General features: G+C 36.2%; 18 protein-coding genes. 6 read left to right on the top strand and 12 right to left on the bottom strand.

Going from position 1 to position 25,815, the window contains the following annotated elements; genetic code table 11:
* Positions 1-210 precede the first annotated feature (210 nt).
* From A9C19_RS01695 to A9C19_RS01660, 8 genes are all read right to left on the bottom strand, one after another.
* Positions 211-5,781, bottom strand: a complete 5,571-nt coding sequence (locus A9C19_RS01695; protein WP_072578348.1) for a PA14 domain-containing protein — start codon at positions 5,779-5,781, stop codon at positions 211-213.
* A gap of 297 nt (positions 5,782-6,078) precedes the next feature.
* Positions 6,079-7,506 carry a lipopolysaccharide biosynthesis protein gene (locus tag A9C19_RS01690; RefSeq protein ID WP_072578347.1) on the bottom strand — a complete coding sequence of 476 codons (1,428 nt, stop codon included), beginning with the start codon at positions 7,504-7,506 and terminating at the stop codon, positions 6,079-6,081.
* Positions 7,507-7,536: 30 nt separating this feature from the next.
* Positions 7,537-8,583, bottom strand: coding sequence for a glycosyltransferase family 4 protein (locus A9C19_RS01685; RefSeq protein WP_072578346.1), 1,047 nt, complete (start codon positions 8,581-8,583; stop codon positions 7,537-7,539).
* A 144-nt stretch (positions 8,584-8,727) separates the two neighbouring features.
* Positions 8,728-10,095, bottom strand: coding sequence for a sugar phosphate nucleotidyltransferase (locus A9C19_RS01680; RefSeq protein WP_072578345.1), 1,368 nt, complete (start codon positions 10,093-10,095; stop codon positions 8,728-8,730).
* Between the two features lie 38 nt (positions 10,096-10,133).
* Entirely contained in the window at positions 10,134-11,141 is a 1,008-nt protein-coding gene (locus tag A9C19_RS01675) for an LCP family protein (protein ID WP_072578344.1), read from the bottom strand.
* A 229-nt stretch (positions 11,142-11,370) separates the two neighbouring features.
* Positions 11,371-12,381, bottom strand: a complete 1,011-nt coding sequence (gene galE / locus A9C19_RS01670; protein WP_072578343.1) for a UDP-glucose 4-epimerase GalE — start codon at positions 12,379-12,381, stop codon at positions 11,371-11,373.
* Positions 12,382-12,698: 317 nt separating this feature from the next.
* Positions 12,699-13,484 (bottom strand): SGNH/GDSL hydrolase family protein, encoded by a 786-nt coding sequence (locus tag A9C19_RS01665; RefSeq protein ID WP_072578342.1) that lies wholly within the window; start codon positions 13,482-13,484, stop codon positions 12,699-12,701.
* Positions 13,485-13,572: 88 nt separating this feature from the next.
* Positions 13,573-14,151 carry a hypothetical protein gene (locus tag A9C19_RS01660; protein ID WP_072578341.1) on the bottom strand — a complete coding sequence of 193 codons (579 nt, stop codon included), beginning with the start codon at positions 14,149-14,151 and terminating at the stop codon, positions 13,573-13,575.
* 296 nt (positions 14,152-14,447) lie between these two features.
* Here A9C19_RS01660 and tagU point away from each other — a divergent pair, with 296 nt between their 5' ends.
* The 3 genes from tagU to A9C19_RS01645 all read left to right on the top strand — a co-directional run bounded on the left by tagU (position 14,448) and on the right by A9C19_RS01645 (position 18,570).
* Positions 14,448-15,398, top strand: a complete 951-nt coding sequence (tagU, locus tag A9C19_RS01655) for a polyisoprenyl-teichoic acid--peptidoglycan teichoic acid transferase TagU (protein ID WP_072578340.1) — start codon at positions 14,448-14,450, stop codon at positions 15,396-15,398.
* Between the two features lie 327 nt (positions 15,399-15,725).
* A complete protein-coding gene (locus A9C19_RS01650; protein WP_072578339.1) occupies positions 15,726-15,983 on the top strand; it encodes a hypothetical protein in 258 nt (85 codons plus the stop codon).
* A gap of 217 nt (positions 15,984-16,200) precedes the next feature.
* Positions 16,201-18,570: an Ig-like domain-containing protein gene (locus A9C19_RS01645; RefSeq protein WP_072578338.1), complete on the top strand. Its 2,370-nt coding sequence runs from the start codon at positions 16,201-16,203 to the stop codon at positions 18,568-18,570.
* Between the two features lie 162 nt (positions 18,571-18,732).
* Here A9C19_RS01645 and A9C19_RS01640 read toward each other — a convergent pair whose 3' ends face one another.
* On the bottom strand, positions 18,733-19,191 hold the full coding sequence (locus tag A9C19_RS01640) for a hypothetical protein (protein ID WP_072578337.1): 459 nt from the start codon (positions 19,189-19,191) through the stop codon (positions 18,733-18,735).
* Positions 19,192-19,531: 340 nt separating this feature from the next.
* Here A9C19_RS01640 and A9C19_RS01635 point away from each other — a divergent pair, with 340 nt between their 5' ends.
* Complete coding sequence (locus A9C19_RS01635; protein ID WP_072578336.1) at positions 19,532-19,957, top strand: hypothetical protein; 426 nt, start codon at positions 19,532-19,534, stop codon at positions 19,955-19,957.
* 256 nt (positions 19,958-20,213) lie between these two features.
* On the opposite strand, the gene A9C19_RS01630 is transcribed toward A9C19_RS01635, so the two are convergent.
* Positions 20,214-21,038, bottom strand: coding sequence for a histidinol-phosphatase (locus tag A9C19_RS01630; RefSeq protein WP_233499227.1), 825 nt, complete (start codon positions 21,036-21,038; stop codon positions 20,214-20,216).
* 141 nt (positions 21,039-21,179) lie between these two features.
* On the opposite strand from A9C19_RS01630, the gene A9C19_RS01625 reads away from it, so the two are divergent.
* Entirely contained in the window at positions 21,180-21,776 is a 597-nt protein-coding gene (locus A9C19_RS01625; protein WP_072578335.1) for a hypothetical protein, read from the top strand.
* Between the two features lie 52 nt (positions 21,777-21,828).
* Here A9C19_RS01625 and A9C19_RS01620 read toward each other — a convergent pair whose 3' ends face one another.
* Together A9C19_RS01620 and A9C19_RS01615 are read right to left on the bottom strand one after the other, a co-directional pair.
* Positions 21,829-22,974 carry a toxic anion resistance protein gene (locus A9C19_RS01620; protein WP_072578334.1) on the bottom strand — a complete coding sequence of 382 codons (1,146 nt, stop codon included), beginning with the start codon at positions 22,972-22,974 and terminating at the stop codon, positions 21,829-21,831.
* A 12-nt stretch (positions 22,975-22,986) separates the two neighbouring features.
* Positions 22,987-23,619 carry a 5-bromo-4-chloroindolyl phosphate hydrolysis family protein gene (locus tag A9C19_RS01615; RefSeq protein WP_072578333.1) on the bottom strand — a complete coding sequence of 211 codons (633 nt, stop codon included), beginning with the start codon at positions 23,617-23,619 and terminating at the stop codon, positions 22,987-22,989.
* A gap of 263 nt (positions 23,620-23,882) precedes the next feature.
* On the opposite strand from A9C19_RS01615, the gene A9C19_RS21290 reads away from it, so the two are divergent.
* On the top strand, positions 23,883-25,715 hold the full coding sequence (locus tag A9C19_RS21290; protein ID WP_099092729.1) for a YecA family protein: 1,833 nt from the start codon (positions 23,883-23,885) through the stop codon (positions 25,713-25,715).
* Positions 25,716-25,815: the final 100 nt, after the last annotated feature.

The following is a 25,815-nucleotide window of genomic DNA, read 5'->3' as shown; positions in this document are numbered from 1 at the left end:
TTAATAGAGTATTACAATAGTTCGGGTTTTTATTATTAGCTAAAATACAAACCATCCAGCATTAATGTTACTAAACCTACACATCACCCGTATCCTTTTATCTCATACTAAAAAAAGACTGTAGGCTAGCCCGATATTAACCGAGTTTGTCTACAGTCTTTCTGTGATAATCTCCTCAGAGGGAACTATCTTTGAAAAGCAAAATCATTATCACTTGTTGATAAATTGATAAAAGTCATGAGAATTATAAGCAATTTTCACTGCCCAAGCTTCATCTGCTGCATACTGATGCCAGCTATTATCATTTCTCATGTTATCAAGAGTTGGTTGATAATATGGAATTCGATCATCCTTATCCCATGCTCTGACAACATAATTATTACTGATCCAAATTGCTCCAGCAATAATCCCACCCTCTTTTGTAGAGTAGTTATAGGCACCTTCAGCAGGCTTTGAATCGATCGCTCCAATCCCATAATAATTATACTTATCTTTCACAATTCCAGATGTACCCCAGCCAGTTTCTAAACCTGAGTGAGCTAACAAGTATATAGCATTTAAACCACTCTGTTTTTGAGCTTCAATGTATGCTTGTCCCATACCAGTCATACTTGTTTGCTTACCATTAGTTTTTGAATCAATATATCTATTAATTTGATCGGCTGTTACATTTGAAACAGTATTTATAGGAGTAAATGGAGTCAGCTTATTCACTGTTTTACCAACTTGATCAAATTCATACTTTATTAAGTTATAGCCTTGATTACCATCCGTACTTATTGCACCCCAAATCCAACCTCTTTGACCTGACTGAGTTTCAATTCTGTACCATTCACTATACGTACCACCAACTGATTTATGCTCCAACAATTTAACTTTTTCGCCTGCAGAGACACTTCCAATAACTGTTGTTCCACTTGTACCTGGATTGTCTCTAAAGTTACGTCCTTCTTTTACTAACCAATAGTCCTCTCCTAGGTTGTTTTCCAAATAATCTTTATGAACCCATCCTATGTTACCATCAACAGTTTGAACTCTTGCTCCATACTGTTTTTCTTCAAGAATATAAACAAGTTCACCATAGCCTAACTCATCTAATCTAGTATATGAAGAATTATAGAACGGTAAATGGATATAAAAATTTGATAGTTCTTCAAACGACCTATAAAGTGGTAGGTTAATAGAAGATACAAATTTACCATTTTGTGAGGTTATATTAATTAACTCAAATTTTAATGTAGCATCCTTTTCGCTCTCAAAATACTCTACCACAATTTCATGCTTTCCGGAATTTAAGATTACATTCGTTTCTAGTAACCTTTCACTACCATTCTGCCATGAATCAACTACTTTGTTTCCATTCACAAAAATTCGGACTCCATCATCTACAGTGGTTTTTAAAATATATGTTCCTGCACCCAAATTCACACGTTTAGTAAATCTAGCAGAGAAATTATCAGATGGGATTAATCTATGTGGACTATTTAACCCCCATGAAAAATCTAAGTTTGTAATTTGATTTGACGTACCATTGCCACCTAATATAACAGGAATTCCACTTAGTGTTTTATTTGAGTAGATTTCTCCAACCCAGTTTTCCGTCTGAATAACTTCTGAATAAGGCTGAATCTGAAAATCTATCTTACTATCACCTATTTTTTCAAGATACCTTACTTCAATCCAGTGAATATCCTTAGTGGTCGAGTTATCCTTAATTGTGACCTTAATATCGTCATCTTTAAATCCACTTTCAGTCCATCTATCTAATACCATTTCTCCGTCAACATATACCCTTATCCCATCATCTGCTTTTGTCCTAAATACATAATCACCTGCTGGTAGTTGTTTTGCTGTTACGTATCTAGCTGAAAAATTATCATTAGAAATGATATTTGGGATAGGAGAACCGCTACCAAAATCTTCATAAAGTCTTCCATTATTACCAGAAGAAAGGACCTTCGAGCCTTCTGGTTTCCCTAAAACCCACTCATTCTGATAATAATACGCTACCCAATCATTTAAAGGGACGACATGGGAGTATAGTGCAGCATCACCAGTACTCTCTGAATAATGGGTTTTAATAGAGTGATAACCTTTTGATACATTTGTCCATAGTGCTCTACTAATTGAACCACTTGAATCAATTTTTTGATTGATCTTATCTTGTCCATCCACTTCAACTCTTACAGTGTCATCTGCTAACGTTTGAATAAAATAATTCCCTGCATCAAATTCTCTTGACTGGTCAAAAAGAGCAGTGAAATTATCCGATGGAATAATAGAACTTGGAGAGCCAGCTTTCCAGTTATAACTTACATTTTGGACTTTTTCATAATATAGAAGTGAGTCAGAGTATTTCTCCACATCGACTTTTAAACGTGCATCTTTCGCACTATCATAGTACTCAACGACTATTACATGTTTCCCTGCAAGCAATGGAATATATGTCTCTTCAACACGTTCACTTCCATCTTTCCACTGGTCTATAACCAATTTGTTATCTACATATGCTCTAACACCATCGTCAAAAGAAGTTTTAAGCTTGTAAGTACCTTCCTTTGATAGGTTTAGTGTTTTTGTAAACCTTGCAGAAAAATTATCCGCTGGAATTAAAGCATGCGGTGAGTTTAACTGCCAATTAAAATCAATGTCATAAATTGGCGTCTGTGATCCATTTCCACCTAAGATCACAGGTATCCCAGTCAGATTTTTAGTCGGATAAATTTCCCCAACCCACTGATCCGTATTTAACACTTCTTTATATGGCTCAATGACAAAATCAAACTTTGCTGTACCGGTATTGTTCAAATATCGAACTTCAATCCAGTGAATATCTTTATTTGCGGTATTATCTTGCTGATCCTTTATAGTAACCTTAACTGCATCCTCTGTATAATTACCATCTGTCCAGCGATCAATCACCATTTCTCCATCTACATAAACACGGATACCATCATCCGCTTTAGCTCTTAAGACATAATCCCCTGCTGGTAATCGCTTTGCCGTTACATACTTTGTAGAGAAATTATCTGTCGGTACCTTTCCAGGAACCGGACTACCACTACCAAAATCTTCAGACAGGCTGCCAGCCTCATTACTAGGCTTGATAACCTTCGCACTCTCAGGCTTACCTAATACCCATTTGTTTGAATAATAGTAGCCTATCCATTCTCCAAATGGCACAACATGTGAGAATACTGCTGCATCTCCTGTGTTCTCATAGAAGTAGGTTTTGATGTCATAGCTACCTGCTTTTATATTAGGGAGAATGGCTTTTTCCATTTCACCACTGGAATTTTCCCATTGATCTATTACATTGCTTCCATTAACAGCTACCTTTACTCGATCATCCGCCACTGCATGGATAAAATAATCTCCACTTGTTAGCGTTCTTGATTGATCAAAGATGGCTGAAAAATAATCAGTTGGAATTGTAGCCGATGGACTACCTTTCCCCCAGTTATAGCTTACATTTAACGTTTTTTGCGTAAATGTTTCTTTTTTATTAATTTTCACCTTCAGTGAAGCATCTTTTATACTTTCATAATACTCTACTACTATTTTATGCTTCCCTTTACTCAATGGAAGGTTTGCTTCTTCTAATCTAGCACTACCATCTCTCCATGAATCAATGACTTTTTCACCATCTACAAAGACACGAAACCCGTCATCAGCCCACGTTTGGATCTGATACATGCTTTCTTCTGTTACATCAATTGTTTTCGTAAATCTAGCTGAAAAGTTATCTGCAGGTGAGAGACGATGAGGACTATCTGATCGCCAATTGAAATCCAATTCCTTTAACGGCGTCTGTGCACCTTTTCCACCTAAAATCACAGGATTTCCTGTCAGGTTTTTGTTCGGATAGATTTCACCAATCCATTCGGATGTATCAATTGTTTCTTGATATGGCTCGATATCAAATGCAACCTTTGCGTCTTTCCCTACCTCTAAATATCTTACCTCAATCCAATGCACATCTTTATCAGAACCTTTATTCACTTGGTCCTTTATTGAGATTTTCACTGCATCTTCCTTAAATCCACTTTCTGTCCAGCGATCAATCACCATTTCTCCATCTACATAAACACGAATTCCATCATCCGCTTTAGCTCTTAAGACATAATCCCCTGCTGGTAATCGCTTTGCCGTTACATACTTTGTAGAGAAATTATCTGTCGGTACCTTTCCAGGAACCGGACTACCACTACCAAAATCTTGAGACAGGCTGCCAGCCTCATTACTAGGCTTGATAACCTTCGCACTCTCAGGCTTACCTAATACCCATTTGTTTGAATAATAGTAGCCTATCCATTCTCCAAATGGCACAACATGTGAGAATACTGCTGCATCTCCTGTGTTCTCATAGAAGTAGGTTTTGATGTCATAGCTACCTGCTTTTATATTAGGGAGAATGGCTTTTTCCATTTCACCACTGGAATTTTCCCATTGATCTATTACATTGCTTCCATTAACAGCTACCTTTACTCGATCATCCGCCACTGCGTGGATAAAATAATCTCCACTTGTTAGCGTTCTTGATTGATCAAAGATGGCTGAAAAATAATCAGTTGGAATTGTAGCCGATGGACTACCTTTCCCCCAGTTATAGCTTACATTTAACGTTTTTTGCGTAAATGTTTCTTTTTTATTAATTTTCACCTTCAGTGAAGCATCTTTTATACTTTCATAATACTCTACTACTATTTTATGCTTCCCTTTACTCAATGGAAGGTTTGCTTCTTCTAATCTAGCACTACCATCTCTCCATGAATCAATGACTTTTTCACCATCTACAAAGACACGAAACCCATCATCAGCCCACGTTTGGATCTGATACATGCTTTCTTCTGTTACATCAATTGTTTTCGTAAATCTAGCTGAAAAGTTATCTGCAGGTGAGAGACGATGAGGACTATCTGATCGCCAATTGAAATCCAATTCCTTTAACGGCGTCTGTGCACCTTTTCCACCTAAAATCACAGGATTTCCTGTCAGGTTTTTGTTCGGATAGATTTCACCAATCCATTCGGATGTATCAATTATTTCTTGATATGGCTCGATATCAAATGCAACCTTTGCGTCTTTCCCTACCTCTAAATATCTTACCTCAATCCAATGCACATCTTTATCAGAACCTTTATTCACTTGGTCCTTGATTGAGATTTTCACTGCATCTTCCTTAAATCCACTTTCTGTCCAGCGATCAATCACCATTTCTCCATCTACATAAACACGAATTCCATCATCCGCTTTAGCTCTTAAGACATAATCCCCTGCTGGTAATCGCTTTGCCGTTACATACTTTGTAGAGAAATTATCTGTCGGTACCTTTCCAGGAACCGGACTACCACTACCAAAATCTTCAGACAGGCTGCCAGCCTCATTACTAGGCTTGATAACCTTCGCACTCTCAGGCTTACCTAATACCCATTTGTTTGAATAATAGTAGCCTATCCATTCTCCAAATGGCACAACATGTGAGAATACTGCTGCATCTCCTGTGTTCTCATAGTAGGTAGTTTCAATTGTATGATATCCAGAAGATACATTAGTCCAGAGTGCTTGATCAATATCACCACTAGAATGATCCCATCTGTTTATTTTGTATTGACCATCAACCTTGACCCTAATACTGTCATCAGCAAGCGTTTGAATAAAATAATCTCCAGGTGAGAATGATCTCGATTGATCAAATTTTGCTGAAAAATTATCTACTGGAATATTAGAAGAAGGACTGGATTTCCCCCAATTATAATTCACTTCTTCAATCTTCTGCACATATTCCGCACTCGCTCCACTTACCTTATTTGGCTCTTCTAATACTAAAGAACTAGATACTAATAATAATACCGATAATAATAATATCCTATTACTTATGATATATCCCTCCCAGAATATTAACTACACATTACAAATGAATCATACTTTTTATGCAGTATGTTGCAGCACATTACAAATACTAACATATTTCTCATTATATTTGACATTTATTTTGCGTTTTTATGAAATTGTTATAATGTACCTAAAAAAGCCTAAAATCAATGGTATACACTTGACTTTAAGCTTTTTTACTTTTTATCTTTTTAATATTGATTTTGCTTTTTTTATCACCCAATCCATCATTTCTCTATTAATTAAAAAAGTCATGAGTATGTATATAGTTACACCTATTAAAATCAATATGACTAGATCAACAATTGGGTTAATATTTAATAAAGAAGCAACAAATACAACAATAATACTCATTACAATTGTACTAATTAAGTTCTTACTAAAGGAATAAAAAATACTCTTATACGAAGTTCCAATCATATTTTTTATAATTCTAAGTTTGATTGAATCAACAATTAATACCCTTATTAACTCAGCAAAAGCGATACCTATTAATCCATAGAATGAACCTATATAGACAAAAATAACAAAAAGCACTAAGGAAAACATAGTTAGCTTCATTTCAATTTCAGGTTTTCCCAATCCCCTAATTACAGGACCACCTAGAGCACCGAGGGATGTAATTGCTCCCGAAATTAACAGAATTTGCAAGACTGGTATAGATCTCTCCCACTCCATTCCATACACGACTGTAATAAATTCTGTACTAACTACTACCAATCCAATACATATAGGAAGTGTCAGGAAAGATACTTGTTTAAGTAAATATAAATACAAATGACGAACTTTGCTAATATCATTTTGTATAGTTGCTATTTCAGCAAATGCCACTTTACTAAGAGCACCTGATATATAAAACCTTGCAAGTATTGACCATTGAAAGGCAATAGTATAAAATCCTAAACTTACGCTTCCGAGTAACTTACCGATCATTAAATAATCAATATTATTATTTATATAACTAAATGTTTGTGTACCAAGGACTTTCCAGCTATAAGGAAAGATAATCTTCAGTGAATCGATAGAAAATCCACCAAGCACTTGTTTTCCTTTGATAACCAGATAGATAATGGATTGTAATGTTGGTCTTATAATAAATCTTGTTGAAATTGCTAGTAATTCATAGCCCTTTATCGCTAAAAGAATAGAAAAAACACTTGCTACTAACTCCGCTATTAAATCCACACTAGCTGTATAAGAGAACTTTTTCTCTTTCATAAGCAAGGCTTTACTAGTGATACCAAAAGACCCTAAAAATAGCCCTATTGCTATGTATTTTATTACTACTGCTACTTCTGGAGTTTCATAAAAAATTGATATAGGTTTAGCCAGAATATACATTAATAAAAATAACAGACTTGAAAGTATGATATTTAACCAAAAGCTAGTACTTATAATAGACTTGGTCAGTTTTTTTTCATATATGATGTAAGAGCTCAAACCCGCCTCTTGAAAAATAATTACAAATCCAGTGAAAACCATAGCCATTCCTAAAACACCAAATATTTCAGGATACAGTATTCTAGCTAATACGATATTTGTTAAAATTGCTATCATTTGCATACCTGTAACGTTTATAAATGACCATAGTGAGTTTTTGAAAAAAGACATTTTATTAAGTACCTTTCTTAATATGGCTTTTTATAGATCTTTATAGATCTTTTTTAACTGTAGCGATATTTTTTCCCATGATAACTGTTCAATCTTCTTATCGAAGTTTTCTTTAGTGAATTTTCTTTCAGACTGAATTGCAATTTCCATCGCCTTTGCTAGGCCATTTTTTTCATCTTTATTATATAAGACCGCTGTCTCATCTCCTAGATATTCCACTAAGAATCTAGTACGAGGAGCAACTACTATCTTCCTTAGAGATAAAGCTAGAATGGCTGACCCAGAGGTTGTTATTTCTTCAAATGGAAGGACAACTGCATTTGATGCTTGTATTAAATCATGGAGTTCCTCATCAGGAATAAATCTTATATCTAAGTGCACATGTGGATTATTTTCTTTTTGAAGCTTTTCAGTTTGTACTTCAGCCCCATCAGAAGGCTTCCCGGCTACGATAACAGATATTTTCTTTTGGTTTTTCAGTTTTTCGTCAAGGATTTGGAAGGATTTAACTAAATTAGGTACACCTTTATAAGGTTTAATTTGGCCAAAAAATAAATAAACAAATTCCTCATCATTAATTCCATAACGTTCTCTAAAATTAATTCCTTGAGATTGATATACACCTACATAATGTCCATGAGGGATTATGGTTATTTTGTTCTTTGGTACACTATATTCCTGTAAAACCCTTTCACGTATCGCATCACTCGCTACAAAGATATGATTACAAACTGATGTAACACATTTCCTGACCAGTTTTTCCATCATCTTAAACTTATATTTATGAGGATATAAATTATGTAAAGTCCAAACAATCTTTACAGATTTTGCTTTTAGTAAGAATAAAAAGAAGAACATTTTTACTACTTTTATTAAAAAGAATGGGAAAAATTGATGTTGATACGTTCCATGTAGCCAATGCATATGGAAGATATCCCCTCCTTTTAATTTCTTTACATTTTCAAGATTTAATCTTGGAAAATTATGTACTTCTATATCCTGTGCTTCTAATGAATCTGATAGAAGCTTATTATATTGATTTGTTGCATTGATTTTAGGCCACATAAAAACACGCATAATAGTCCTCCTGTCAAGTCACATTCCATACATATTCAAAAAAAGAGCCTGACTCTCTTATAGACAATAAGTTAGTTGCTGGAAACGATCCGTCCAACTTACTAATGCCAAATTAGAGGTCTGGCCTTTATAATTGTTTCCTCATTATCTATTTATAGTACTGTTTAAAATATCTTCCCATTCAATATTATGTCTAATAATATCTTCCTCTACTAACTCTTCTCCTGATTGAACTTCAATTATTTCCAGATCAGACATAGCTCTAATAGCATGTTTTGAATAGGCCGGAATTTTTATTATATCTCCACTCTTGACATCAGTGATCCTTCCATCTTGGATAAGTTCAGCCTCACCTTGGATAATTGTCCAAACCTCAATTCTTTTCGTATGATGTTGATAACTTAGATTTTTCCCTTTTTTCAAGTAAATCTTTTTAGTTAAAACTTCGTTACCATTCATTTGTTTAGCGAAATCCAAGATCTTATACCAGCCCCATCTTCTCTCCTCATACATTGGACGTTGGTCTAGGTTTCCAATGACTTCCTTAATTCTTGGGCTAGCATCTTTTGTGGAGACTAGAATTCCATCGGGACTAGCTGCTATGATGGCATCTTTAATCCCTAGAACGCTAACAGGGATTTCTAGCTCATTCACAACATGTGTATTGGAAGAATCCTCACTCTTAAACACTTTACCCAGAGTACTTGTAGACATTTCTTCAGTTAATGTATTCCAAGTCCCTAAATCCTTCCAGTACCCTTCATATGGTAATACTATTATGTCAGAGGTTTTTTCGACAACTTCATAGTCAAAACTAATTTTAGGTAATTTACCGTAATTATTTTTCAATTCCTCATAATCAATAGGACATTTTTTCTGTTTAATAATATCTATGATATATCCTAATTTGAATGCAAATACACCACAGTTCCAATACGCATTTTTCTCAATTAAATTTATGGCCTGTTGTTCTGTTGGTTTCTCTTGAAAATAACTTACTTTTTTGTAGTCTTTTTCGTTATTTTCACTAGGAACAATATATCCATATTTAGAAGATGGAAAGGTTGGACTAACACCTATTAGAGCTAGATTAGCACTCGTCTTGTCTAATGCATTTTCTAATTCCTTGATTTTGTTAAAAAAGCTCGAATCAACAAAGGGATCAACAGGAAGCATCGCTACGACTTCATCTAAGCTTGCCCCTTCAACTGTATGTAGATAAGAAGCAGCTAAGGCAATAGCAGGGAAAGTGTCTCGTCTTTCGGGCTCTTCCACAATCCGTATATTACTCCCAAGCTGATTTTTTAAAATCTCAACTTGAGACTTACTTGTAGCAATAACAGAGGAAGTGGCTAAGCCTAATTCCTCCAATTGTCCCCAAACCTTTTGAACCATTGATACTCTCTGTCCCGAACCATTCTCGAGAACTTTTAAAAACTGTTTTGACCGAGCATCGTTGGATAAAGGCCAAAGCCGCTTACCTGAGCCACCTGATAATAATACTAATCTCATAACTGCCTCCATTACACTCCTTTTAATAACTATCTTAATTATTGTTGTTCTTCTATTAGGTTTTCCTCCGTTTGTAATGTTTCTCCAGACGTTTCATTAATTGGTTTTCCAGATAGAAAATCCTTTAATGCTTGAGTATTAATTTCTTTATCTATTTCAAGTACCGAACCGGCATGCTCATATGACTCATTCGTATAAGAATTATCTATTGGAATTCTTAATGTTTCAATTTCCGCAGGTGGATTAAGTACAACCTCTTTTGCTAGTGATAAAAAGTCTACAGTATCCATATTTGTAACAAAATATGGCTGTATTGTACCAATCATTTTAGGTAATTTTGTTGCTCCATTAAAGCTTATCAATTCGTCCTTAAGGGCATTTATAACCTGTTGCTGTCTTTTAACACGACCAAAATCTCCTTCTGCATCGTGTCTAAATCTTGCAAAGTCTAATAATTCTTTACCATTCAACTTTTGTAATCCTGGATATAATGTAACATCTATATTTTTTGACATTTCCTTCTCAACGTTGATTTCAATACCTTCTGGTGCTAATGCATCAACAGATTCAGCAAATCCTTCAAAGTCAATTAATGCATAATATTGGACATCAAGGTCAAAGTTTAATTTTAATGTCTGTCTTAACAATTCAGGTCCACCTAGAAAATTTGCAGTGTTAATCTTATAATTCTTATGATCTGGTATTTCAACATAAGTATCCCTCATAATTGAAACAAGCCGTGCTGAATTATCTTCAGGATCGTATTGTGCCACCATTATAGTATCAGTTCGAGATTTTTCTTCCCCTCTAGAATCCACACCTAGTAATAGCACATTGATTTTACCGTTAATATCTTTTTCACCTTTAAATTCCTCGGGTGCGTATGTTTCAGTCATATTGCTTTTGCTGTCACTTTTTTGTAGTCCTTGATAGTATTGAAAAACGGCATAACCAACTATAGCAATTAAAGTTAAAAGCAGTATTAACAGGACCTTTTTCAATACCTTCTTCTTTTTTTTATGCTTTATGTTCTTCCTTGAATTCATCATTAAACCCTTCTTTACATTTAGTAACTAGCAGCTTACAAATTTCTATTTTATCATGATTATATTTGTAAGAATAGATATGTTCTTGACGATTTTTGTAAAAAGAACTTTATTTCATACTACACTTAAAAGGTTTTGTAGTTATTTTGTAAAGTAAAATAAATTTTATACCAATGGAAAAAGCCACACCTAACTAGGTATGACTTTTTCCTTTTATAAATATAATGACCTATTGATATCCGTTTGGATTATTAAATTGCCATTTCCAGGAATCTGCACACATTTGTTCTAACTCTCTCTTTGCTTCCCACCCAAAAGCATCCTTGGCCTTTTGAGCATCTGCGTAACATACAGCAATATCACCGGGACGACGATCTACTATTTTATAGGGAACCTCTTTACCAGAAACCTTTTCAAATGCATGAACCATCTCAAGAACCGTATACCCTATTCCAGTTCCTAAGTTAAATGCATCTACACCTCTTGTTTCAAGTATGAAGTCTAATGCCTTTAAATGGCCTTCAGCTAAGTCAGTAACGTGGATATAATCTCTTACACCAGTACCATCTTTAGTATCGTAATCATCCCCAAATATATTTAGTATTTCCAATTTACCTATAGCCACTTGAGTAACATAAGGCATGAGATTATTTGGTATACCATTTGGATCTTCTCCAATCAATCCACTAGTATGAGCTCCAAAAGGATTAAAATATCTTAACAATGAGATACTCCATTCATTATCTGATAAGTAGAGATCTCTAAGGATTTCTTCAATCATAAGTTTTGTTCTTCCATATGGATTTGTTGCAGAAAGGGGGAAATCCTCTGTTATTGGCATAGTTTCAGGTAATCCATAAACTGTTGCAGATGAACTAAAAACTAATTTTTTCACATTATGCTTTTTCATAACATTACATAATGTTAATGTACTTGTAACATTGTTCATATAATACGCTAAAGGAATGGCCACTGATTCACCCACAGCTTTAAGTCCTGCAAAATGAATAACCGCGTCAATCTCATTTTCCTGAAATACATCATCTAAAGCTTTTTCATTAAGTAAATCTATTTTATAGAAACCAATGCTTTTTCCTGTTATTTGTTCAACTCTATCTAATGCTATCTTATTACTATTTAAGAGATTATCTACTACGATCACATCTAAGCCAGAATTAAGCAATTCCACACAAGTATGACTTCCTATGTATCCAGCACCACCTGTAACTAATACTTTCATACATCATCACCCTCCAATATTGAAATAAACACGGTTAATATCGTAATGAATAATTGGTTAATTCTGTTTAGCTAATTAATGATTAGTCATCTTTTCACACCTATTTTTTAGTTTATCTATATTGTTCATGATAGCATAGAATGTGAAGATATTGATTTTTTCATTGTTCAAAGACGGCTTTTAAACTAGCTGACTCCTCCTATCATTTATGAGTAGTGAAGTATTTCAATTAATGATTCTTTTCTATCCTGCACTAGTAGATTTTAATAAATCACCGTACTTCCAACTAGTTAAAGTCAAAAAGCCCACCCTTGTGCTCACTCCGCTACAAAATAACTTCCCAAATAATCAGCCCAAACCTCATGCCCAGTCTCATTTACTCGACTAACTTCATCTAAGTAATCCTTCATTTTCTCATCATCCAATTCAGGCCAGTTTTCCCAATGGTTTAAATAAAGAAGGTTATTATTTTCTACAAACCCCTTTAACTGGGCTACTTCTGTAGGATAATGGGTAGCATTATACAATGGTTGGGTTGGCTGCACAAAAAGTGTTAGATCTTGGTTTGTTTCTACCCAAGCATCAACCATTTGTTGAATATTGTTCAACGAGATATCTACCCCAAAGCCTACGTCGCCATTATCCCTTAACATAGGTGCTTCAAATAGGAGGATATCTGGCTTTAATTCATTCACTTCTTGGTACGCTTCTTCATTAACTATATCTCTTGTCGTTTGCTCTCCTGTTGAGAGAATTGAATAAGTAAAGAGATTTTCACCGTAGGCTTCTTTTACCTTTTCGACAAATTTTTCTGACCACGTGCCCTTTTCTTCACTCGTCCCATAAATAACAAAATGTAATGACTGGTCTTGCTCTGAGGCTGTCTTAATTTTTTCTTGAAGATCTTCCGGTAGATGACTGGAAAGCTTTGTAACATCTATTTGCGCTGCTTCTTTTACCTCTTCTATTTCTTCCTGTATAACTTCTTTCTCACTTAACATTTCCTCACCTTGAGCGGAAATTTTATGATTCCAATGGATATGACCAAATATAATTGCAGCTCCGCTCAATAGGAGAATTGTTAAAACTAATAACTTTTTCACTTTATATCCTCCATAATTCGACATATTCTCTGTCAAATTATACATGATAACTTGTTTCCTACAAACCCATTTTTCCCTTTAATTTATTCTAGACGTATGAGCTAATCTGCATTTTTCTGATGAACTCTACCTCTTTCATATGCTGCTTACTGTCTTTTTCCTTTCCTAGTGATTTAATGCATTCTTCAATTGAGATACACATTCCACTACTAACAAGCTTTATCATTTTGTTGATACAGGTTTGTGAGAGGTACTCCGGAGGAATTGGAGAGGCCGCTAGCTCCTGTAAGACGGTAAAGCGAAGTTTGTCCAATTCATACACAGACATCCCATTATCTGTGAATTTCTTCGGAGGGTCCTGCTTTAAATTCTTAGGCTGGTTGAAAAATCTAATAAAAGTAAGATAGGTACCCACCGTCAAGATGATTTGAAGTAAACCAATATAGTGGATATACCTTTGTGCCTCTCCTAAAAATAAACCAATTATATATGTAAGGATAAGGATGATCACAATAAGACCTATCATATAGACCATATGGATCGAAAGCGAAATGTTCTTCTGTCCCGTTGGCTTTTCTCTCGATTGGTATTCATGTAAACTAATCTTCAAGGTGGATAGTAGTTTTTGGATATGGTTTAAATGCTCTAATAACTCTTGGCCTACCATTTATATACTCCTTCACAAAAGATTTTATAATTTTTAAAGACTAATAGAATAAGTCTCATATTATTTCGTTTTCAATATAACTTTAGAATTCACTAGTTCTTTTTTCCCACTATATTATATACTACCTTTTTTTCCCTTTCTACTTTTTTCTACAAATTCTGAAACCATTTTTAAACATGAATCGTCATATAGTTGGAAACATTTTTTTACAAAAAAAGATTGTACTTATAGGAGGACGGCACTATAATCTTTATAGATTCTATTGTTTTTAAATTAACTTAAAGGATGATATAAACATGAGAGAAGCTAGAAAGAAACGTAAAAAATGGCTTTGGATTACACTAAGTGTCATTGGCCTATTTGTTTTGGCAACTGGCGGTTATGCGTTTTATCTATATAAATCAGCTACAGACACTGTCGCAAGTATTCACGAGGATCTAAACCGTGATAAATCAGATAAACGACCTGAGGACGTCGTTTTTAAAGATAAGGACCCCATATCCATTCTTTTGATGGGTGTTGATGAACGTGAGGGTGATAGAGGTCGTTCTGATTCATTAATTTTAATGACTGTAAATCCTAACACTAACTCTACTCAAATGGTCAGTATCCCACGTGATACTCGCACTGAAATTGTCGGCAAAGGAATTGACGACAAAATTAACCATGCCTATGCCTTTGGTGGAACGGAAATGGCTGTTGCAACTGTTGAGAATTTCCTAGATGTACCTGTTGATTATTTTGTTAAAATCAACATGGAAAGCTTCAAGGACACGGTTGATGCAGTTGGTGGAGTTGAAGTGAATAACACACTAAATTTCTCTTATGGTGGCTATGATTTCAATGAGGGAACCATTACGCTAGATGGAGAAAAAGCATTAGCCTACACTAGAATGAGATATGATGATCCTCGCGGTGACTTTGGTCGTCAAGATCGCCAACGTCAAGTCATTGAGGGCGTTATGAAAAAAGGGGCAAACATTTCCTCTATTACAAAGTTTGGTGACATGTTCGGTGTTGTTCGTGACAACGTGAAAACGAATTTAACATTTGATGAAATGTGGGAAATTCAAGCAAATTACAAATCAGCCAGCTCTAACCTTGAACAGTTCCAGGTTAAAGGGACTGGAGATAAAATTAACGGAATCTACTATTATATTGTTCCTGAAGAAGAACGCTTATCTTTATCAAATCAGTTGAAGGAGCATTTAGAGATTACAACAGAAACTGCTTCTGTTGCAAAATAATAGGTGGAGGCCAGCTCGTTTTATAGCGAGCTGGCTTTTTTATTGAATTGGGAAATTTAGGATGGTTTTGTTAACCTGGTTTATTCCATTCGACTTATCTGGTAGTTTTGTCTACATTTAAAAAAATATCCTCTTACTCATGGCTAGGCAGCAGCACTGGATATAAAATAATTACAGTGCTCATTTCCCTAACACAGGTTTGCCTATCTTTCCTTTCGGGAAATTATCTTATATGGATGTACATACCCTATTCATATAAAAGATGCATGAAACTCGTTCACATTCCATATCCTTTAAAGATGAAAAAAGACTGGAGGGACTTATACGATGGAATTTTCTTTTGGTTGGATTATTACTCTTGCCATTGCCATTTACCTCGCGATTGATGCACCTAAGCATAATCGTAGCCCATGGTTATGGGGGATTTTAGGCTTCTTATTCGGTCCAATTGTTTTAGGTATTTATCTTATTTTAACTGGACGTAAACTAGCTGGATGGATCGTTGTTGTAATCTCTGTGATTCTCTTTATCCTGCTTGCTTTATTGTTTGCTGTTGGGATTTTCTTTCTTTTTGAAAGTATGTAAAGATGTATTTATTTAGGATGTACTATAGAGGAAAAGATTTAGGAGCTCCCTGTGTGCCCTTACATCTTTTCCTCTTTCGCTGTTCTAAAAAATTTTTCTGTCCAGTTCCTTTTTCATAAAATATAAGTAAAATAAAAGATAGATAATTTAGTAGAAATGAGCCATAAAGTAGGAACTAATTTAATTTTTCATATCTTATAAAAAGGAGCAACACCTAATGACTCAAAAAGGGCTTGTGCAAACCGTTATCGTGTGTTTATGTCTATTCGTTTCCTTCCCTAGTTTTGCTTATACCACAACTAACACAACGACTGAAGCTATTCCTAGAGCAAAAAACTATGTAGTCATTAGCAATGAATCAACAGATCCAAATGACACTGAAAAACTAGATTCTTTTCAAGTCAATAATGAAGAATATTCTTCTCATAAAAACCTCAAGCTAGATTCCTATCAAATGGATGCAAGATTAACACACGAACAAAATGAGATACTGGATGGAGCAGCCCTAAAAAGCTTCTCTGCAATCACCCCCTCCTATGACCTTGGAGAAACAAGGAAGTTTTGGGTCGTTGATTTTAGTCAGATTATCCCTAAAGACTATCAGCTTTCTGCAAAGTTAATGTACCAGGGTTCCAAAGCAAATATTTGGGTCAACGACAACAACATTTCAATCTTGAATGCAAAAAAACTAGCAGATGAATTTGACCAAGCTATTTACCCAACTGTGCGAAACTATTTTGGTCCAGAATCAGATGTCGACAAGGATAAACGAATTAATATTCTTTTATTTGATATTAAAGATGGCTTTGACGGATATGGCGGATATTTTGCGGGGTATTTTTATCCCGGAGATCTTTATTACCAATCCAACTCAAATAAATCCGAGATTTTTTATATTGATACGTACCCACTTATGGGAATGGGTTCTTCTAGGTATGTGGAAAACTCCTATGAAACATTGGCTCATGAGTTTCAACATATGGTAAATTTTAATCGAAATGTCCTTATTGAGGGCGGTGAACAAATGGATGTGTGGTTAGATGAAGCACTTTCGATGGCAGCAGAGCAAATTTATACAGGTGAGGCGCTAACCAATCGCATTGACTATTATAATTCGTCTTCATCCATTACAAATGGACAATCTCTTTTATATTGGGATTATGAAGGAGATGTTCTAGCAAACTATTCGTTATCCTACTTATTTGGCCAATATGTGAAGGTTCAAGCTGGTGTAGGGAATGATATTTTCAAAAAAATCCTTGAGAACCCTGCTAACAACTATAAAGCTGTTGAAAGTCAGATTAAACAGTACATCGATCCATCTATGACATTTGGTCAGTTTATGACGAATTTCCGCGCAGCCCTTCTGTTAAAAGAAAGCACTGGTCCATATGGATTTAAAGGAGAAAAAGCCTTTGATCAACTTGTTGAAAAAGTTTCGATAGGAAGTGAAACAAATCTTCAAGGGGGAGGAGCCCTTGTAAAAGAAGTAACGTCTGATTACATTCCTGTTAGTAAAAGAGCAAATGTCACGTATACCTATTTCCCTGCTGAAGGTGGGGCCATTCCTGGTTCACCGGACACAATACCACCCGCAAAACCAACTGTCAATCAAATTGGGGATAACACAACTACAGTCAGCGGTAAAGCTGAAATCAACTCTACTGTGTATGTGAAAGCTGGTAGTACCTTAATAGGAAGTGGGAAGGTTTCATCTACAGGGAGCTATTCCATTCCCATGAAAACCAGGCTTAAGGCTGGCACAGGTGTAATGGTATATGCACAAGATCCGAGCGGAAATAAAAGTCAAATGGTTACAATGACTGTACTTGATAAAACAGCGCCTGCTAAGCCTAAAGTGGGTGCCGTTGGCGACAATACCGCGACTGTTAGTGGAACGGCGGAAGTAGGGACAACTGTTTACGTTAAATTAGGGGATACTCAGTTAGGTAAAGCTATTGCAGCTAGCTCTGGTGCTTTCTCTATTAAAATGTCAGCAAAGCAAAAGGCAACTAAAGTTCTTACCCTGTATGCTGTAGATTCAGCAGGCAATAAGAGCTCTACTATTGCGACAACAGTTCTAGATAAAACGGCTCCTAGTAAACCAACAGTAAAAACAATTGGTGACAATACGACGACCGTTACCGGAACGGCAGAGGCAAGCTCAACACTTTATATTAAATCAGGGACAACCTTGATCGGAAAAGGAACCGTTACAAGTAAAGGAACCTATTCTATTAAGCTAACGAAAAAACAAAAAGCTGGACACTCCTTGTCTATCTATGCGATTGATAAAGCTGGAAACAAAAGCTCAACACTTACGACAAAGGTGGTTGACCGTACTCCACCTCAAACCCCTATCATCAACAAAGTATCGTCTAAAACAACCTACGTTAAGGGCAAAGCAGAAAAAGGGGCCGCTCTCTATGTGTACAAAGGCAGTAACTATCTAGGTAAAGCCACTGTTACTTCCACCGGAGCTTACAGTGTCAAAATTAAAGCCCAGAAAAAAGGAACAACACTAACCATCTATGCTAAAGACAAAAGCGGCAACAAAAGCCCCAAGAAATATGTGAAGGTGAGTTAACTGGTGGGTGGTGGTGCCTGGCCCCCACCGCGTTAATGCGTGAAAATAATAACTAGTGCGAGGAGGGTCTGAGTGGTGCCGGACCTACTAGGCCCCACTACACTAACAGGTTAAGGCATTTATTTAACACTTTAAAGAGGTGGGGGACAGTCCCCCACCTCTCTAAAATCTCCACATTATTCTCCATACTCCCTCGTGCTCTACAGTGTATACTTCTTGTTCAACTTTAAATATCCCAAACTTGCTTTTAAAGCTCTGTGTCACCTCAGTTCGGTATGCAAACGGATATTCTTCTGTTTTGTCAGCCATCTTAAAGGCCTTAACCTCTTCTTCCCCGTTTAGTTTGAAGTCAAATGTGGTTACGCCATAATGACTCATATAAATATGAGACCTTTCTGTTACATATGCATTCTTGGAGAAGCGTTCTTGCATGGCTGGATGAAACAGTTCCCATGCACTACCAAAATCTCCTGCCTGTTCATACTCATAAAACATCTCTACTATTTCTTTGGGTTCTTTTTCCCCTAGACTTGGAATAAATTGAAAGACTATAATAACCAATAGAATCATAACAACGATCACCATTAAAATTGGACCGATATTGTTTGACCTTCTCCTCATCTTTTCACACCACACCTTGTAGGTAGCTTACCTACTACAAGCGTATGCAGATCACCCATTTAATATGTTGACTAGCTATCTCTAGCTATCTAGATAAATAAAAAACAATGGGCTTAAAGATAACATTAGTAACACTCCAGGACATACTCACTGGCATACTAATGTGTGGAATCTGAAAATAAGGTCGTGAGAGATCATGATAATAAATCATTTCACTGCACTAACGTGGTGGGGGCCAGGCACCGAAACCATCATTCCCTTTACCACTTTAATATGGCGGGGGCCAGGCACCACCCTTAGCACCACCAACTAAAACTGAAACTGAAAGGACTCACCCACTATGAAAGATGCGATTTTGTTTCTTGTTGAGCTTGTAAATATGATGCATGATGTGTTGATTGTCATCCTGAACGATGTCCTTGGACTACAATTGACGGATAAGGATATGCATTTTTGGATTATGGGGATTATTGGGATGGGTACATTTGGCATAGTCTATTTAATGACGAAGTGGCTTGCTCGATTTCCATATGGAATGCATATGATTTCTTTTGTCTATACATTAACCTTTATGTTCGTTTTAGTATTTGCCATTGAAATCCAACAGGCGATTACAAACCGAGGAAATATGGAATTTATCGATGCAATAATTGGACTTTGGGGTTATATCGCGATGTTTTTTGTCTATGCCCTAATTGCACTCTTCTTCGTTTTAACAAGATTTCTATATAAGAGAATAAAAACCAAGCGAGATATGGAGATGTAATGAAAATCTTCTTATAGATATTATTTCCCTAAAAAATCCTAAGTGCCGAACAGATTTCCTTTAGCTTCACGTTTTTTCTCCCTTACTTACCAAAACACAGTATTACGTATAAAATACTGAATATTTTTTTTCATTCCTTTATTTGAATAGCTACATTTTTTTGAAAATGAGTAAAAGAGCCCTCAAAAGAAAAAGGGCTCTTTATTTCAACTTATTACCTGATTATTATCGATTTTTCGCCGCAACTACTACTAATCTATAAACCCGTTACGCGTCTCTTCCTCTCAACAAAATAGACCCACTCGCGATATCCAATCTCTTTTAATCTCTTTTTCACAAGATCAAATTCATCGCATATTCGCTCTGGTTTATGAGCGTCCGATCCAAATGTGACGGAGACATTATGATAAAGAGCTCGTTCTAGAATATCATCAGCCGGATACCAGCCCCCACAATCCTTCGTGCTTCCTGACGTATTAATCTCAATCGCCACATCCTGCTCACCAATGATTTTTAACGTCTTATCAATCACATCCGTTTGAATAGAAGAAAATTCAGGATAAAAGCCTTTCATGGCATCAATATGACCAAGTATCTGAAATAAACCGCTTTTTGCAGAATGTGCAATCAAACGATAATACTCTTCTTTTACTTCCTGCTTTTCCCGTTTAGATAATCCATCCCAGCGGCCTCTTTTAAAAATATTAACGTCCTGGACATAATGAACTGAACCAATGATGTAGTCAAAGGGCTGATTTATATACTGCTGTCGATACAAGTCGAGATGGTCTGGAAAAAAGTCGCTTTCCACCCCTAGCAGCACATGAATTTTATCCTTATATGCTTCTTTCAACCGAAGAACTTCCTCTATATATGCATGAAACTCACTTTTTTTCATTGAAATCGTTGGATATAAGTGATCTTCGTCACTATAAAAGTATGGAGAATGATCTGAGATGCCAATGTAATCTAAGCCAAAGTCAATCGCCTGCTTAACATAATCCTCAATTGTCCCTAATGCATGCCCACAGCGTTCATGGTGAGTATGTAAATCAAATTTCACTGAGTTTGTACTTGTCATCTCTTACCTCCTAGAAAATTTACCCATTATTTTCTCTTACATCATATCGTAGCTAGTTGCATTAATCTAGTCTTCAATAATCTACTGTTTAAATACCGCTTTTTTGTCAAAAATAAAGGATGAGAGGAGGTAGAGAATACGATGAACAATCGTTCACTCATTATTTTTTCAGGGATCGTAATTGGCGTTATATTAATTCTATCGACTTATATGAGTACGGGACCTTATAAAATGACAGAGTCACATACAGTGCAACGTGACATTTCAAGGCAGCTTCCTTTTCCTTCAAAAGCAGTTTTTAATCAAGCGAAAGTAGAAAGCCTAACGATCACTACAGAGGATAGCCCTACCAATGACTCAGATAAAACAAAAGGAATGAATACAAACCTCGAGACCATCAAGGCTGAGTATCGCTTGAAATTCAAAGAACTACAAGCTCAAACAAACAAGGATATCCAAGCACTCTTAACCCAGGCTGAAACAGATTATCGTGCAGCTGTCACACAAAATGAAAAAGCCTCATTAGTGAGCTTTTATCAGCGCTATGCGAAAGCTGGACAAAAAATTGAGGAGAAGACAGAGAATGAATTTCATTCAATCTATGATCAACTTCTCACAGATTTAGCGAAAATCGGCGCTTCAGAGGAAGAAGCATTAGAATTTCTCGAGGAATACGAAACAGCAAAAGACAAGCGAAAAAGCGAAATCCTTCAAAAAGCCATTACGATTGTAAGCTAAAAGGTGCCTGTCCCCCAGCGCGTTAAAGCGCTGGGGGACAGGCACCTTATTTTCACATACCTGCAAGCTTCTTTTTGAGGTCGGTTTCCATTGTCGCTAGGTCTTGTTCAGCCTGTAGACGTTTTGCTCGCCCCTCTGCTTGGATACGGAGAGTTTCTTCTAAAGTGGAGACGAGGTGATCCTGAACCTTTTTCAACGTGTCCACATCCACTAAGCCTCGCTCATTTTCTCTTGCTGTTTCAAGTGTGTTCACTTTTAACATTTCTGCATTTTTTAAGAGTAAATCATTCGTCGTTTTGGATACAAGCTTTTGTGCTTCAACGGCGTCCTTTTGTCGAAGTAATGTTAAAGCAATCGCCACTTGATTTTTCCATAAAGGAATCGCAGTGGTAATAGACGATTGTATTTTCTCAACCAGAGCTTGGTTCGCACTTTGGATTAAGCGAATCTGCGGCGCACTTTGCATCGTAATCTGTCTACTAAGCACAAGGTCATGTGTGCGCTTTTCTAGGCGATCCGCAAACTGCATGAGATCGTTCACCTCTTGAAACGCCATTTGATCCTGTGTTTCCTCTGCTTTTTTCTTCAGTGCTGGAATCGTTTTTGTTTCAAGCTCCTCAAGCTTCAATTCACCGGCTGCAATATACACATTTAAAGCATGGAAATATTCTTTGTTTTTTTCATATAATTCCTCAAGCACATGTATATCCTGAAGCAACCCATTTTTTGAATGATCCAGCTTTACACTGATTCGATCAATTTGAACACCCGTTTTTTGGTACCTTGTTAATACCTCTTGCACAGAATTTGTCAGCTTCCCAAACATTTTTGACATCAAACCACGTTTAGCAGGCTTCAAATCGTTCGGACTAACCTGTTCAAGCTTTTTCATTAAATCATGAATAATTTCTCCAATTTCACCTGTATCCTTCTTTTGCACATGATCAAGCATTGAATGGGAAAAATTTAATAGCTTAGACTGCGCCTGTGTTCCATATAAGGCAATAGCCTGCTGATTTGTTGGGTCAATCTGCTCAGCAAGCTGGATCGCTTTTTGCCGATTTTCCTCCGGTAACACATCAATCAATTTCTTCGGTTTATCACTATTTATCTCTTCCGACCTCGTTACGTCAAGCTCCTCTTCACCAAACGGATTGGCTAGCAGCTCGTCAAGCTCACTATGCTGATGATTTGTCATACCCGTTGCCTCCTATTTATTATTTTTCATTGATTTATCTATTGAAAGCTTTGCAACATCTAATTCAAAATGTAATTGGTCGATATCCTTCGAGAGGATATCATGTAAATCTTTTTCCAATGTATCTGCTAGACTTGAAATGGTTTGACGAGTTTCACTTAAAGAACTTGCTAACTCCACATTTTTCTTTGGCTGGGAAGCTAAAAAAGCATAGCGTTCACTCAGTTCAACAAGTGAATCTAGATGAGAATAATAGAACGACTCAGCTAGATAGAATCGCTTAGGTTCTTTTTTTGTGATAGAATAGATTTTTGTGACGACCCGATAAATCTCTACATTTTGTTTAATCGATGACACATTCCGAATTGTAAACAAGGCCTTTCGAAGTCGCTTTATTTTGATGTTTGCATCCTTTACGTGATGCTTTATATAACGATATTCTTTTCGACTAAGTTGATTTTGCTTTAAAAACATTGTAAATGTAATCCCTTTAGCTAGGAAAAAGGCCGTAATGCCGCCGCCAATTGCATAGAGGCTAGACATAAGAAACGATTGATCAAATCCAATCATTGCAACCGTCCAAGTAGTCGTGGTAGCGACAAACCCTGTAAAAGATTGAATCAAAAAATTCAATGTTTGTTTCATTATTATCGTCTCCTAAATTACGTTAATAGTAAGTAGTACGTATCAACTATGTAGAAGGTTTCAAGGAAAAAAAGCCCAATGCATACAAAACTCTAGCCACCGGAGCCTAAGCTAGGACACTACAAGTGCCGGCTTTGACCAAGTATACCGTTCGCTTTAGTTTCAGAACAAAAGTCAGAACTAACAGTATTCTCATCAAGCTCTTGAAGTTTGGCCTCCTTTAGTTAAACTAATACTAATAAAATGATAGATAGGTGATTGAAATGTCAGTAAAACGTAACGATCCATGTCCATGTGGCAGTGGGAAAAAATTCAAAAAATGTTGTCTAAATAAAGAAAATGTTATTCAGCTCCACGAAGTAAAAGAAGAGCGTTTTTATCAACAAAAACATAGCCTCGTATTAAAAGTGAATGCTTTTATCGAAAGCAATGTCCCAACAAGTAAATTATACCAATTACATAGTGGATTTAAAAAGCGGGCAAATACTTCTTTTCCAAATAAATCAATAGAAAAAGGGCACTTTGACTTTTGGTTATACTTTTTCCACCGCTTTGAAAATGGGCTACGTGGTATTGAATGGTTTCTACAAGAAAATAGCAGCAAGCTAAATGAGTCTGAAAAGGAAATGGCTCACAATTGGGAAAACCTTAAACCAGCTATTGTCCAAGCAGTCGATATTAATGCAGACTTTGTTCTCTTTGAAGATGTGCTGACAAGGGAACAATTCCATGTTTCAGCTTCAAAGGAAAATTTCCCAACCTTTGCGCCTTGGATTGGGACAATTGGTCTCTTAGAAAAGTATGAAGATCTTTACTATTTTAATGGAGTAAGAGTCTTTAACAAGCCAGATGGTGTTCAACGAGCTGCAAATAAAGTAGAAGAGTTAGTAGCGCAGCACGGAATCGGGTCACAAGACGCTCTACAACAATATTATCCTGAGATTTTACATGATTTCCTAGCAGAACCTGAGCATGAGAAAATCCCTACAGAGATTACACAATATACCCTTTCATATAAAGTTAAAAATGATCAAGCAATTGCAGAATTCATTCAGACTCAAAAAGAGGTAATAATTGATAGCTGGACACCACAAAAGAAACTAGCTAGCTGGGTAAATAATTGGTATCAATATGAAGATAGCGAAATTAAGAATCCCGTATTAGTAGGTAACGTGATAGGCTCTATTACACAAGATGGAGAACTTCTAAAGCTCAACACACTTGAAATGGAAAGAGTGACAGAGTTCAAAGCAATGATTGAAGAAAAGCTATCTGAGGAAACCATCACGTATCATAACGTGGATACAGTCACACAAACACTTCCTTATCAAGTAGAGCTTCGTAATACGATTGCGTCCTTCAATGAAGGAACAGCACCTTATTTTACACTCTACGCTCAAAATGATATTAGAAGCGATTTAGACAAAAAAATCCCGATACTTGGCGACCATTCCCTACTTGAACTCGTTCAAAAAGGTGACCTAAAAACAGCCGACACCTACTTAAAAAATCTTGAATACGCTATGTACATTGAGATTGAAAAAGAATATGGAACAGTTGAAGTAACAGCTGACTTTAACTCAGTTAGAAAAGAGCTCGGTCTCCCTCTTTCACCATTTGTAACAGGCGGTGACAACAGAGTAACGGACTATAAAGAACTAGAATCTAAAGAGAGTGACAGCAAAACAGTGAACCAAGAGGACATCCCATTCTATGAATTTTTAGGATTCACACCAAACACTGTCGACAACTTCTATTCAGAAGATCTCGTTACCTTCTTTAAGGAAAAAACAGAAGGAAAAGCAGATTCAACCGTAAGAAAATATCGTAACTGCTTATTTGATCTAAGAGAGATACTAGAAAACTCAACTCATACACAATGGGATTCTTGTGATGAAGCCTTCTGGCATGACGTATTAACTATCGAATTCCCGGGTCTTTACGAGCCACTTAGTAAAACAGCTGCAAAGGACTTTATGAGTACCCTTAAAGCTTTATCAAAATGGCTTGATAAGCAAGGAAAAACAGCAGACCTCGGTAACACAGTGACAAAAGCAGCTAAAAATGCTGAGGAAAAGCTATTAAGTTTTGTTTGATTTAGGAGAGGTTACCTTTTTAAGGTGGCCTCTTTGTAATTGGTTGGTTTCGCATCAGTGTTGCTTTTGTGGTGGAAATCCCAAAGGCCGAATTCCTACC

It is taken from the genome of Bacillus weihaiensis, from assembly GCF_001889165.1.
Taxonomy (GTDB): Bacteria; Bacillota; Bacilli; order Bacillales; family Bacillaceae; genus Metabacillus; species Metabacillus weihaiensis.
The sequence above is the reverse complement of the archived record's forward strand: the minus strand, read 5'-3'. Positions and strand labels throughout refer to the sequence as shown.

Bases quoted from the DNA above. Each gene is read 5' to 3' on its own strand.
- A9C19_RS01690 (WP_072578347.1), bottom strand. From the start codon at position 7,506: ATGTCTTTTTTCAAAAACTCACTATGGTCATTTATAAACGTTACAGGT.
- A9C19_RS01685 (WP_072578346.1), bottom strand. From the start codon at position 8,583: ATGCGTGTTTTTATGTGGCCTAAAATCAATGCAACAAATCAATATAAT.
- A9C19_RS01680 (WP_072578345.1), bottom strand. From the start codon at position 10,095: ATGAGATTAGTATTATTATCAGGTGGCTCAGGTAAGCGGCTTTGGCCT.
- A9C19_RS01675 (WP_072578344.1), bottom strand. From the start codon at position 11,141: ATGAATTCAAGGAAGAACATAAAGCATAAAAAAAAGAAGAAGGTATTG.
- galE (WP_072578343.1), bottom strand. From the start codon at position 12,381: ATGAAAGTATTAGTTACAGGTGGTGCTGGATACATAGGAAGTCATACT.
- A9C19_RS01660 (WP_072578341.1), bottom strand. From the start codon at position 14,151: ATGGTAGGCCAAGAGTTATTAGAGCATTTAAACCATATCCAAAAACTA.
- tagU (WP_072578340.1), top strand. From the start codon at position 14,448: ATGAGAGAAGCTAGAAAGAAACGTAAAAAATGGCTTTGGATTACACTA.
- A9C19_RS01650 (WP_072578339.1), top strand. From the start codon at position 15,726: ATGGAATTTTCTTTTGGTTGGATTATTACTCTTGCCATTGCCATTTAC.
- A9C19_RS01645 (WP_072578338.1), top strand. From the start codon at position 16,201: ATGACTCAAAAAGGGCTTGTGCAAACCGTTATCGTGTGTTTATGTCTA.
- A9C19_RS01640 (WP_072578337.1), bottom strand. From the start codon at position 19,191: ATGAGGAGAAGGTCAAACAATATCGGTCCAATTTTAATGGTGATCGTT.
- A9C19_RS01635 (WP_072578336.1), top strand. From the start codon at position 19,532: ATGAAAGATGCGATTTTGTTTCTTGTTGAGCTTGTAAATATGATGCAT.
- A9C19_RS01630 (WP_233499227.1), bottom strand. From the start codon at position 21,038: ATGACAAGTACAAACTCAGTGAAATTTGATTTACATACTCACCATGAA.
- A9C19_RS01625 (WP_072578335.1), top strand. From the start codon at position 21,180: ATGAACAATCGTTCACTCATTATTTTTTCAGGGATCGTAATTGGCGTT.
- A9C19_RS01620 (WP_072578334.1), bottom strand. From the start codon at position 22,974: ATGACAAATCATCAGCATAGTGAGCTTGACGAGCTGCTAGCCAATCCG.
- A9C19_RS01615 (WP_072578333.1), bottom strand. From the start codon at position 23,619: ATGAAACAAACATTGAATTTTTTGATTCAATCTTTTACAGGGTTTGTC.
- A9C19_RS21290 (WP_099092729.1), top strand. From the start codon at position 23,883: ATGTCAGTAAAACGTAACGATCCATGTCCATGTGGCAGTGGGAAAAAA.